Origin of the sequence: Variovorax stachyos, assembly GCF_051400855.1 — a bacterium.
GTDB lineage: Bacteria > Pseudomonadota > Gammaproteobacteria > Burkholderiales > Burkholderiaceae_C > Variovorax.
This window is the reverse complement of record NZ_JBLFFN010000002.1, coordinates 337,528-349,239: the sequence shown is the minus strand read 5'-3', so window position 1 is coordinate 349,239 and position 11,712 is coordinate 337,528. Positions and strand designations below refer to the sequence as shown.

Sequence of the window (11,712 nt, the reverse complement as noted above, 5' to 3'; positions counted from 1 at the left end):
AGACTGGGGCGGTAGACACGCCAAGGCAAGCGTGTGGCGAACGAAGCCGGATGACACGGCCCAAGGCATTTGCTACATTGCGCCGCCAGATTCCGCTCGATGACCCTCCAGGCTGCAGCGGACTTCCTGGCCTCGCAAGAACATCAACAGACGCGCAACAGCGCGCGACAGGGAACGGACATGAAAGAGGTATTGATCGTCGAGGATCATCCTTTTGTCGCGGAAGCGACGAAGGCATTGATCGCCAAGATCCATCCTGAGCTGAGTGCCAGAGTGTGCGATGCGGCGGCGCCCGCGTCGTGGTGGCTGCGCGCCGGCGAGCGGGCGGCATCGCCATCGAGGTGTGGGACCAGGGCATCGGCATCGATCCCGAACAGCAGGCTCGAATTTTCGAAGCCTTTCACCAGGCGCCGGACGCCGCGTTCCAAGATGGGCGCGGCGTCGGCTTGGGCCTTGCTGTGGTCAAGCGCTTCGCGGATCTACTCGGGTTGACGGTGGCGGTGTCGAGCCGGCCCGGGCTGGGATCCGTGTTCCGAATTCAAGTACCGGCGCTGCTGGTGTTGCCCAACGAATGATCAAGAGGAGCCAGGCGCATGGTGGATTGGTTGAATGGTGCGCTGAGGAAGAAATTCGCGGCTGCGCGCGACAAACCTTGGACTCTGGCCTATGCGTCCATGAACGAGGACCAGCTGTGCTCGGGCCCGCTAAACGTGGAAGGGTCGCTCCCCCGCGAACTGCGCGGCACCTTCTATCGCAATGGGCCGGCGCGGCACGAGCGCGCAGAAGCGCGCTACGCCCACAAATGGGACGGCGACGGCATGATTCAGGCCTTCGCCTTCGGCGATGGAATGGTGTCGCACAAGGGGCGCTACGTCGCCACCGCGAAGTACCAGATGGAATCCGAGGCGGGCCGCGTCCTGTTTAGCGCTTACGGCTCCGCCATAGCCTCTCAAAGCGAGCTCACGATCGATGTCGACGCGATGAACGCCGCGAACATCAGCGTTTGTGCTCATGGCCAGGAACTGCTGGCCTTGTGGGAGCCCGGCTCAGCCTATGCGCTGGATCCGGACACGCTGGAGACGATGGGCTTGAAGCAATGGAATGCGCCCACGCAGCTTCGCCCCTTTTCCGCACATCCGAAGGTGGAGCCGGATGGACGGCTCTGGACTTCGGCTGCGACCCGGTGGCGGGCGTGCTGAGCATCTACGCAATATCGGCGACCGGCGTGGTCGAGCAGCAGCGCCGCTTCGACATTCCCCGGTTGCCGCCTGTCCACGACTTCGCTGTCACTCGCCACCACCTGGTGTTCGTGCTGCCACCTTTGGAGATGGCTGTCGAGCGGCTCGAGGCGGGTCGCCCCTTCGGTACGTCGATCGTCTGGATGCCTGGGCGTCCTGCGCGCGTGCTCGTCGTCGACAAACGATCATGGGCACTGCGATGGTACGAGTTGCCGCCCGCCGTCTTCTCCCATATCGGCAACGCCTGGGAGGACGACGACGGCGTGATCCGGTTCGACTGCATGTCCGGGCACGACGCCCAATGGGCGCTACATGGTTGGTCCGTGATGCGGGGCCTGTATTCGCATGTGCGAGGGTCGTCGTTGACCTGGATCGAGTTGCATCCGAACGGAAGCTGCGCGGCCAGGATGGATGCATCGCTCGAAGCCGAGTTCCCCGTCGTCGACCCGCGGGTGGTGGGGCACCGATACCGAGAACTCCTATGCGTCAGCCGCAGCCCTGGACGACCGGTCGATCTGCCGGGCTGGGACAGGTTGACCGCCGTTGACGTCGAGGATGGCAGCGCGCAGTCCTACTGCTTCGGCGACGACTGGATGGTCGAGGAGCATGTGTATGCGCCGGATGCGGCAAGACCGACTGCAGAGGCCCGATGGATCGTTGGCACGGCACTCAACCTGCGGACGGCGCAGACAGCGCTGTCGGTGTTCGCCGCGGGCGCACTCCAGGAGGGGCCTGTGGCGCAAGCCATGCTGCCCTATGCGTTGCCAATCGGCCTCCATGGGACGTTTCGCGCGGGCTCATGACAGGTCATGCTCCGCCATCGAGAATGCGCCGGTCGCCGACACGATGATGTGGTCGAGAACGCGGACGTCCAGCATGGCCAGGGCGTCCCGCAGGATGTGGGTCAGAAGCATGTCGGCGGGCGAAGGCTGGCAGCATCCGCTCGGATGGTTGTGGCTGAGGATGCACGCGCAGGCGTTGTGCCTGATCGCTTCCCGCACCATCTCGCGTGGATAGACGGACGCCTGCGAAACGGTCCCGCGAAACATCTCGTCGAATTCGATCAACCGGTGGTGTGCGTCGAGCCATAGAACCGCGAAGACTTCATAGCCGCGGTGCGCAAGCCGGATTCGAAGGAAGTCCCGGATGGCGGCGGGATTTCCGAAACAGGGGCCGCTTCGTATCCGTCCTTCCAGAATCTGGAGCGCGCGTCGAATGCAGCGTTCGTCTTCCGTATCCTCGTGTCGATTGCATGGGTCCATCGGCGCATTGCAGCATCTCGGGCCCGCAGTGCAAATATGCAGTTCCTCACGGAGGCCCCTGATTCCAGTCCACGATCCTTACCGCGCCCGCCCAGCGCCGCGCTTCGCCCTCGCAACCTTCCTCGCCGGCGCTGGAGTCGCTGCCGGCGCATCCGCCATGCGCTGCTCGCCGGCGCGCGCCCACTGCATGAAGCTGCTCTCCGTGGAGGTCACGCCGACGATCTTCGCGAGCTGGCGGCTGACGCTGACGTAGGCGTGGCCGATGCGGCTGTCGAAGTAGATCGAGTCGCCGCGCGCCAGGTGAACGACGTTGCCGTTCTCGAAATGCACGTCCATCTCGCCCACGAGCACATAGGCGAACTCCTCGCCCGCATGGCGCGCGAAATCCTCCGGGCCGTGGATGCGGCGCGCATGCACCGTGCCGACCACCGGGCTCATCTTCTTGCCGGCCGCCGTGGTGCCCAGGAATTCATAGGCGAAGGACAGGCCGCGGTAGACCACGCCCTCGCCCGCGCGCGTGACGACGGGTCCGTCGAGCTGCGCCGGCTTGACACCCTCGCCCGCGAACATCGCATTCATGTCCATCTGCAGTGCACGCCCGAGTGCCGCGAAGTTCTCGTACCCGAGCGCGAGTTGGCCGCGCTCGGCACGCGAGATGGTGGTGATCGAGACACCCGAAAGCTCCGCCAGCTGCGCCAGGGTCCAGCCGAAGGCCTTGCGCGCGGTGCGCAGGCGCTTGCCGAAGGCCTCCCGGTCGAGCGTGTTGGATTCGGCGTCATGCCGGTGGGCGGGGTGTGCTTTCAAGGCGGGAAGTTCTGGTGGCTGTGCCCGGATTCTGCCGCTTTTTCTGGCACGAAAGTTGCGTATTCGCAAATTGCGTGAACGCAAATCTCGGGGGGAACAGGTGCAGGTATTTTCCCCTAGACGTGGTGAAATTTTTTTCGTATCCGCAAATTCCTGACTAAACTGCGCCGCATCCGAGCTCTCCACACGGCCTCATCCGATGACTTCCCTCGCTCCCCCGGTGCAAGTCGACTACCTCGTCATCGGCTGCGGCATCGCCGGCGCGTCGGTCGCGCACTGGCTCGCGCCGCATGGCCGCACCGTGGTGCTGGAGCGCGAGGCGCAGCCCGGCTATCACTCCACCGGCCGCTCGGCCGCGCTGTTCATGGAAAGCTACGGCACGGCGCAGGTGCGCGCGCTCACGATGGCAAGCCGCGCCTTCCTCTCGGCACCGCCGCCGTGCTTCGGCGCTTACCCGCTGCTCACGCCACGCGGGGCGATGATGGTCGCCAACGCCGAGCAGATGCCGCAGCTCGAAGCGCACTGGCGAGTGCTGCAGGCAACGGCCCGCGGCGCCCAGCGCCTCGACGGGGACGCAGCGCGCAGGCTCATCCCGGCGCTTCGCCCCGACCAGGTGCAAGCCGCGGTCTACGAGCCCGATGCCGCCGACATGGACGTGCATGCCATCCACCAGGGCTACCTGCACGGCATGCGCCACGCGGGCGGCAAGCTGGTTTGCGATGCCGAGGTGACCGCGATCGAACGCACGGGCGAGCACTGGCGTGTCGAAGCGGGCGGCAGCGTGTACGAGGCGCCCGTGGTGCTCAACGCCGCCGGGGCCTGGGTCGATGCCATCGCGCGGCTCGCCGGCGTGCAGCCGATCGGCATCGAGCCGCGGCGGCGCTCGGCCTTCACCTTCGCGCCGCCGCCGGACACGGACATCGGCCGCTGGCCCATGGCCTACGGGGCCGACGAGGACTGGTACATCAAGCCCGACGCCGGCATGCTGCTGGGCTCGCCCGCCAATGCCGACCTGGTCGAGCCGCAGGACGTGCAACCGGAGGAGATGGACATCGCGCTCGCGATCCACCGCATCGAGGAAGCGACCACGCTCGCGATCCGCCGGCCCGCGCGCACCTGGGCCGGGCTGCGGTCCTTCGTCGCCGACGGCGACCTCGTCGGCGGCTTCGACGACGCGGCGCCCGGCTTCTTCTGGATCGCGGCGCAGGGCGGCTACGGCATCCAGACCTCGGCCGCCATGGGAGAGACCTGCGCTGCGCTTGCGCGCGGGCTGCCGGTGCCGGCGCATGTCGCTTCCTTCGGGCTCACGGCCGAGATGCTGGGGCCGCAACGCCTGCGGCGCCGCGCCGCCTGAACCTCGTTCCACCTTCACAAGGAGTCCATTCGTGCGTGTCTTCAGCGGATCCCTCGCCACCGAAACCAACACCTTCGGACCCATGCCCACCGGGCTTGCATCCTTCAAGGACCGCGGCTACTTTCCGGCAGGAAAACATCCGGAGCAGATGACCTTCTTCTCCGGCCCGCTGTGGGCGGCGCGGCTGCGCGGCAAGGAGCGCGGCTGGGACCTGGTCGAAGGCATGGTGGCCGGCGCGCAGCCCAGCGGCACCACGACCCGGCACGCCTACGAGACCCTGCGCGAGGAACTGCTCGCCGACCTGCGCGCCGCGCTGCCGGTCGACATGGTGGTGCTCGGCCTGCATGGCGCCATGGTGGCCGACGGCTACGACGACTGCGAAGGCGACTTGCTGCAGCGCGTGCGCGCGATCGTCGGCCCCGATGTCGTGGTCGGAGCCGAACTCGATCCGCACAGCCATCTGACACGCGAGATGGTGGACAGCGCCGACCTGCTCATCGCCTTCAAGGAATACCCGCACACCGACGTGCTCGAGCGCGCGATCGAGCTGGTGGACCTGTGCGCCGCCAAGGTCGAGGGCAAGATCCGGCCGGTCGCCTCGATGGTCGATTGCGAGATGATCGTGACCGTCCACACATCGCGCGAGCCGGCACGCAGCTTCGTCGACCGCGTGCAGTCGATGGAAGGCAAGGACGGCGTGCTCTCGATCTCCGTCGCGCATGGCTTCGCCTGGGGCGACGTGCCGGAGATGGGGACCAAGGTGCTGGTCTACACCGACGGCGACCGCGCGAAGGCCGATGCGCTCGCGCGCCGGCTGGGCGACGAGCTGATCGGCATGCGCGAAGCGCTCGGCGTGCACTACCCCGGGATCGACGCCTCGCTCGACGAGGCGCTCGCCTTCGACGGCGCGCCGGTGGTGCTGGCCGATGGCGCCGACAACCCGGGCGGCGGCGCGGCGAGCGACGCGACCTTCATCCTGCGGCGCCTGGTCGAGCGCGGCATCGGCAATGCGGCGGTCGGACCGATGTGGGACCCGATCGCCGTGCGCATCGCCTTCGATGCGGGCGTCGGCGCGAGGCTGCCGATGCGCATCGGCGGCAAGATCAGCCCGCTCTCGGGGGATCCGATCGACCTCGACTGCACGGTCAAGGCGCTGCAGCCCGACCTGGTGATGACCGGCCTGTCCAACACGCCCACGCTGATGGGCGACAGCGCACTGGTCGAGGCCAACGGCATCGAGATCGTGCTGATCACGCTGCGCAACCAGGCCATGGGGACCGACCTCTTCACCCAGCTCGGCTGCGATCTCGCGGCGAAGAAGATCATCCTGGTCAAGTCGTCCCAGCACTTCTATGCCTCCTTCTCGAAGGTTGCAAAGCACGTGATCTACGCCGGCGCGCCCGGCGCCGTGACGCTGGACCTCACGACCCTTCCCTACCGCAAGGTCCGGCGGCCCAAGTGGCCGCTCGACGTCGCTGCCTGAATCCAACCGACCGGAGAACCGACGATGACACGATGCACCCTTGCAGCCCTCGCTGCCGTTGGAGCGATGACCCTGGCGGCAACCAGCCTGCCGGCACAGGCGCAGGCACAGACCAAGACGCTGAAGGTCGTGGCGCATGCCGACCTGAAGATCCTCGACCCGACCTTCACCACCGCCTACATCTCGCGCAACTTCGGCTACATGGTGTACGACACGCTGTTCGCGCAGGACGCGACCGGCGCGCCCAAGCCGCAGATGGTCGACAAGTACACCAGCTCCAAGGACGGCAAGGAGTGGAGCTTCACGCTGCGCCCGGGCCTCAAGTTCTCCGATGGCAGCCCCGTCACCTCGGCCGACGTCATCGCTTCGCTGCAGCGCTGGGGTGCGCGCGACAGCCTGGGCCGCGCGATGGGCGCGGCCGGTGCCCAATGGAAGGCGGTCGACGCGCAGAGCTTCAGCCTCACTTTGAACGAGCCCTTCGGCATGGTGCTCGATGCCCTGGCGAAGCCCTCCGGCTTTCCCCCGGTGATCCTGCCGGAGCGCCTGGCCAGGATGCCCGCCACCTCGCCACTGACCGAGGTGCTGGGCTCGGGGCCCTTCATCTTCAAACGCGACGAATGGGTGCCGGGCAACAAGGCCGTGTTCGTGCGCAACCCCAACTACGTGGCGCGCAGCGAGCCGCCCAGCGGCCTGGCGGGCAGCAAGAAGACCAGCTTCGAGCGGGTCGAGTGGCTCTACCTGCCCGATGCCAACAGCGCCATCGCGGCGCTCAAGGCGGGCGAGGTCGACCTGGTCGAGCAGTTGCCGCCGGACTACATCGCGCCGCTTCGCACCGACAAGAGCATCAAGGTCGGCGCGGCGGGCGCCTGGCAAGGCTTCCTGGTGCTGAACCAGCTGCATCCGCCCTTCAACAACCCGAAGGCACGCCAGGCCCTGCTGCACGCGGTGAACCAGGAGCGCTTCACCGCCGCCATGGGCTACCCGCTGGACATGCGCGTGACCTACTGCGCGAGCTACTTCATCTGCGGCGGCCCCAACGAGACGCATGCCGGCGCCGAGCCCTTCCGCAAGCCCGATATCGCCAAGGCCAAGCAGTTGCTTGCCGAAGCGGGCTACAAGGGCGAGAAGGTCGTGCTGCTGGTGCCCAGCGACGTCACGTACCTCAACGCGGAGGCGCTGATGGCCGCGCAGACGATGCGCAGCATCGGCATGAACGTCGACATGCAGAACATGGACTGGGCCTCGATCGGCGCGCGCCGCGCCAAGCGCGATGCGCCCGAGGCCGGCGGCTGGAACATGTACGTCACCGTGGCCGGCGAGTTCGACGTCAACTCGCCGATCACCAACGCCTACCTGAGCCCCGCGTGCGGCAACAGCCTGCCCGGCTGGCCTTGCGACAAGCAGCTCGACGAGCTGCGCACCGCATGGATCCGGGAGACGGTGCCGGCCAAGCGCAAGGAACTGCTCGACGCCTTCCAGAAGCGGGCGTATGAAGCCGTGCCGTACGTGAGCGCGGGCCAGTACTCGGCCGCCTTCGCCGCACGCGCCAGCCTCAAGGGCGTCGACAAGCTGTGGGCCGGCATGCCCACGGTCTGGGTGCTCGACAAGTAAGCCGCTGCGGCGACTGGCAGCCATGGGCTACTTTCTCCGGCGCCTCGCGTCCACCCTGCCCGTGATGGCGGTGGTGGCGGTGGTCGTGTTCCTGCTGATCCACCTGTCTCCGGGCGATCCTGCGGCGCTGATCGCGGGCGACCTCGCCACGGCCGACGACATCGCCAAGCTGCGCACCGCGCTCGGCCTGGACCAGCCGCTCGCGCAGCAGTTCCTGATCTGGCTCGGCAAGCTCGCCACCGGCGACCTCGGCACCTCGATCTTCACGCAGGTGCCGGTGGCGCAACTGCTCGCGCAACGGCTGGAGCCGACGCTGTCGATCGCGGTGCTCACGATGGGCATCACGCTCGTGGTCGCGGTGCCGCTGGGCACGCTGGCCGCGCATCGCGCAGGCAGCTGGATCGACCGGCTGGTGATGCTCTTCGCGGTGCTTGCCTTCTCGGTGCCGGTGTTCCTGGTCGGCTACCTGCTGATCTACACCTTTGCCATCCAGCTGCCGTGGTTCCCGGTGCAAGGCTATGTGCGCCTCGCCGAAGACCCCGTGGGCTGGCTGCGCTCGCTGGTGCTGCCCTGCGTGAACCTCGCACTGGTCTATATCGCGCTGGTGACGCGCATGACGCGCGCCACGGTGCTCGAGGTGCTGCACGAGGACTACATCCGCACCGCGCGTGCCAAGGGCCTCGGCGTGCTGCCCGTGCTGGGCCATGCGCTGCGCAACGCCGCGATCCCGATCGCGACCACGGTCGGCGTCGGCATCGCGCTCCTGATCGGCGGCGTCGTGGTCACCGAAACCGTGTTCGCCATCCCGGGAGTCGGACGCCTGGTGATCGATTCCGTGCAGCGCCACGACTATCCGGTGATCCAGAGCGTGCTCCTGATCTCGGCGGGCGTGTACGTGCTGATCAACCTGTTGATCGACCTGAGCTACCGACTCTTCGATCCCCGCATCCAGTACTGAGCATGTCCAGCACCCTTCCCTTGCACGAGGCGCTGCCGGCGGACGACGCGCCTGCCGCGCCCAAGCGCTGGCGCTGGTTGCGCAAGCATCCGACGCTCGTCCTCGGCGCGCTGCTGCTGATCGCGATGGCGCTGCTGTCGATCGCGGCGCCCTGGATCGCCACCCATCATCCGCAGGACATCGACCCGCTCGCGCGCATGCAGCCGGCCTCGGCCGAACACTGGTTCGGCACCGACGCGCTGGGGCGCGATGTCTTCAGCCGCGCGGTGTGGGGCGGCAGGGTCTCCATGGTGGTCGGGCTCACGGTGGCGTGCCTGGCGACCGTGTTCGGCGTGCTGCTCGGCCTGCTGGCGGGCTTCGTGCGCTGGACCGATCCTTTCATCATGCGCGTGATGGACGGGCTGATGGCGATCCCCGGCATCCTGCTCGCCATCGCGCTGATGGCGGTCACGCAGGCCAGCCTCACGACCGTGATCGTGGCCATCACAATTCCAGAAGTCCCGCGCGTGGCGCGGCTGGTGCGCTCGCTCGCGCTCACGCTGCGCGAGCAGCTCTTCGTCGAGGCGGCGCATGCCGTCGGCACGCGGCTGCCGCTGATCCTGTTGCGGCACGTGCTGCCCAACATGGTGGCGCCGCTGATCGTGCAGGCCACCTTCGTCGCCGCGGCCGCTGTGCTGACGGAGGCGGTGCTCTCCTTCCTCGGCGTCGGCGTGCCCGCGCAGACGCCGAGCTGGGGCAACATGATGGCCGAGGGGCGCAACTTCGTGGCCGTGGCGTTCCACATCATCCTGTACCCGGGGATGCTCCTGGCCGCGACGGTGCTCGCCATCAACCTGCTCGGCGACGGCCTGCGCGGTGCGCTCGACCCTCGCCTGGCGCGACAGCTGTGAGGCGCCCGCCATGAAGATGTCCCGCATTTCCATTGCCGACGGCGAGCCGGTGCTCGAGGTCCAAGACCTGCGGACGCACTTCGACACGCTCGCCGGCACGGTGCGCTCGGTCGACGGCGTCTCCTTCACGGTGCGCGCCGGCCGCACGCTTGGCGTGGTCGGCGAATCCGGCTGCGGCAAGAGCGTGACGGCATTGTCGGTGCTGCGCCTGGTGCCGATGCCGCCGGCGCGCATGAGCGGGGCGGTGCGCCTTCGCGGCACCGACCTGCTTCAGCTGAGCGAAAAGGAGATGCGGCAGATCCGCGGCAATCGCATCTCGATGATCTTCCAGGAGCCGATGACCTCGCTCAACCCCGTGCTGAGCGTGGGCCGCCAGATCGCCGAGACGGTGCAGCTGCACCAGAAGCTCGGCCGTGCCGAGGCACTCGAGCGTGCGGTGGAGATGCTGCGCGTGGTGCAGATCCCCGAGCCCGAGCGCCGCGTGAACGAATACCCGCACCAGCTGTCGGGCGGCATGCGCCAGCGCGTGATGATCGCGCTGGCCCTGGCCTGCAACCCCGAAGTCCTGATCGCGGACGAGCCCACCACCGCGCTCGACGTGACGATCCAGGCACAGATCCTCGACCTCATCAAGCGCCTGCAGAAGGAGCTGGGGATGGGCGTGGTCATGATCACGCACGACCTCGGCGTGGTGGCCGAAAGCTGCGACCGCGTGGTCGTGATGTATGCCGGGCGCAAGGTCGAGGAAGCCGACGTGCTCGACCTCTTCGACCGCCCGCTGCACCCGTACACGCGCGCGCTGATGGCGTCGATGCCCTCGATGAACAGCAGCGGCGCGCGCCTGGCGGAGATTCCGGGCATGGTGCCCGCGCCGGACGAACTGGGCCGCGGCTGCGCCTTCGCGGCGCGCTGCCCGCATGCCAACGCGCGCTGCACGGCCGAGACGCCGTCGCTCGTCGAACAGGATGCCGGCCACGCCGTCGCCTGCTTCGCGGTCGAGGAAGGCCGCGTCGAATGGGCGCAGGAGGTGGCTGCATGAGACGCGCGGCCGCCCCGAAGGCGAATAGCACCGCAGCCGAAGGCGAAGGTACTTCAGTGAATGCGCCCGTGCTGCTCGAGGTGCAGAAGCTCACCAAGCACTACGTGGCGCGGCAACGCTGGCTCGCCAAGGCCCGGCCGCCGATCCAGGCGGTGGACGGCGTCTCCTTCACCGTCGCGCGCGGCGAGACGCTGGCGCTGGTCGGCGAATCGGGTTGCGGCAAGACCACGACGGCGAAGTCGGTGATGCGCCTGGTCGAGCCGAGCTCGGGTTCGGTGCGGCTCGACGGCGAGGAGCTGACCACGCTGTCGGCGCACGAGATGCGCTTGCGCCGGCGCGAGCTGCAGATCATCTTCCAGGACCCGTACGCCTCGCTGAACCCGCGCCTCTCGGCCGGCGACATCGTGGCCGAGCCGCTGAAGAACTTCGGCATGGGCTCGGGCGCGGAACGCAGGGAACGCGTGCAGTGGCTGTTCGGCAAGGTCGGCTTGCGGCCCGAAGCAACGAAGAAGTATCCGCACGAGTTTTCAGGCGGCCAGCGACAGCGCCTCGGGATCGCGCGGGCACTCGCGCTCAATCCCAAGCTGATCGTGTGCGACGAGCCGGTCTCGGCGCTCGACGTGTCGGTGCAGGCGCAGGTGGTCAACCTGCTGATGGACCTGCAGGCCGAGTTCGGGATTGCCTACCTCTTCGTCGCGCACGACCTCGCCGTGGTGCGCCACATCAGCCATCGCGTGGCCGTGATGTACCTCGGCCACATCGTCGAGGTGGCCGACCGGGACACGCTGTTCTCGGCGCCTCGCCATCCCTATACCGAGATCCTGCTGTCGGCGGTGCCGGTGCCCAACCCGCGCACGCCGCGCAAGCGCATTCTTCTGCAGGGCGATCCGCCCAGCCCGGCCAACCCGCCTTCGGGCTGCCGCTTTCATACGCGCTGTCCGCTGGCCCAGGCGGTGTGCAAGGAGAAGGTGCCCGAGCTCAGCGAACGGCCCTCGACTTCCGTCGGCGGCCACTGGGTTGCCTGCCACTTCCGCTGACACGGATTCATCACCTGAAACCAAAAGACAAAGGAC

Annotated in this window: 12 protein-coding genes; 10 read left to right on the top strand and 2 right to left on the bottom strand. The window is 67.8% G+C overall.

Features of this window, described 5'->3' with window-relative positions; all coding sequences use genetic code 11:
• The first annotated feature begins 299 nt into the window (after positions 1-299).
• From ACMGEZ_RS04895 to ACMGEZ_RS04885, 3 genes are read left to right on the top strand one after another with little or no spacing between them, the layout of a single operon-like run.
• Positions 300-575: a sensor histidine kinase gene (locus ACMGEZ_RS04895; RefSeq protein WP_496084674.1), complete on the top strand. Its 276-nt coding sequence runs from the start codon at positions 300-302 to the stop codon at positions 573-575.
• An 18-nt stretch (positions 576-593) separates the two neighbouring features.
• Positions 594-1,199: a carotenoid oxygenase family protein gene (locus tag ACMGEZ_RS04890; RefSeq protein WP_436821120.1), complete on the top strand. Its 606-nt coding sequence runs from the start codon at positions 594-596 to the stop codon at positions 1,197-1,199.
• Entirely contained in the window at positions 1,193-2,041 is an 849-nt protein-coding gene (locus tag ACMGEZ_RS04885) for a carotenoid oxygenase family protein (RefSeq protein WP_436821119.1), read from the top strand. The genes ACMGEZ_RS04890 and ACMGEZ_RS04885 overlap by 7 nt, the downstream gene beginning before the upstream one ends.
• Here the strand turns inward: ACMGEZ_RS04885 and ACMGEZ_RS04880 are convergent.
• Entirely contained in the window at positions 2,036-2,500 is a 465-nt protein-coding gene (locus ACMGEZ_RS04880; RefSeq protein ID WP_436821118.1) for a JAB domain-containing protein, read from the bottom strand. The genes ACMGEZ_RS04885 and ACMGEZ_RS04880 overlap by 6 nt on opposite strands.
• Before the next feature lie 78 nt (positions 2,501-2,578).
• Complete coding sequence (locus ACMGEZ_RS04875; protein WP_436821117.1) at positions 2,579-3,304, bottom strand: helix-turn-helix domain-containing protein; 726 nt, start codon at positions 3,302-3,304, stop codon at positions 2,579-2,581.
• Between the two features lie 199 nt (positions 3,305-3,503).
• Here ACMGEZ_RS04875 and ACMGEZ_RS04870 point away from each other — a divergent pair, with 199 nt between their 5' ends.
• From ACMGEZ_RS04870 to ACMGEZ_RS04840, 7 genes are read left to right on the top strand one after another with little or no spacing between them, the layout of a single operon-like run.
• On the top strand, positions 3,504-4,658 hold the full coding sequence (locus ACMGEZ_RS04870; RefSeq protein ID WP_436821116.1) for an NAD(P)/FAD-dependent oxidoreductase: 1,155 nt from the start codon (positions 3,504-3,506) through the stop codon (positions 4,656-4,658).
• 31 nt (positions 4,659-4,689) lie between these two features.
• The gene (locus tag ACMGEZ_RS04865) at positions 4,690-6,141 is read left to right on the top strand and encodes a M81 family metallopeptidase (RefSeq protein WP_436821115.1); all 1,452 of its coding nucleotides are present in this window, start codon (positions 4,690-4,692) and stop codon (positions 6,139-6,141) included.
• A gap of 24 nt (positions 6,142-6,165) precedes the next feature.
• Positions 6,166-7,752: an ABC transporter substrate-binding protein gene (locus ACMGEZ_RS04860; protein ID WP_436821114.1), complete on the top strand. Its 1,587-nt coding sequence runs from the start codon at positions 6,166-6,168 to the stop codon at positions 7,750-7,752.
• Positions 7,753-7,774: 22 nt separating this feature from the next.
• Complete coding sequence (locus ACMGEZ_RS04855; protein ID WP_436821113.1) at positions 7,775-8,710, top strand: ABC transporter permease; 936 nt, start codon at positions 7,775-7,777, stop codon at positions 8,708-8,710.
• A gap of 2 nt (positions 8,711-8,712) precedes the next feature.
• Positions 8,713-9,600, top strand: coding sequence for an ABC transporter permease (locus ACMGEZ_RS04850; RefSeq protein WP_436821112.1), 888 nt, complete (start codon positions 8,713-8,715; stop codon positions 9,598-9,600).
• Between the two features lie 10 nt (positions 9,601-9,610).
• Positions 9,611-10,639 (top strand): ABC transporter ATP-binding protein, encoded by a 1,029-nt coding sequence (locus ACMGEZ_RS04845; protein ID WP_436821111.1) that lies wholly within the window; start codon positions 9,611-9,613, stop codon positions 10,637-10,639.
• Entirely contained in the window at positions 10,636-11,676 is a 1,041-nt protein-coding gene (locus ACMGEZ_RS04840) for an ABC transporter ATP-binding protein (RefSeq protein WP_436821110.1), read from the top strand. The genes ACMGEZ_RS04845 and ACMGEZ_RS04840 overlap by 4 nt, the downstream gene beginning before the upstream one ends.
• Positions 11,677-11,712: the final 36 nt, after the last annotated feature.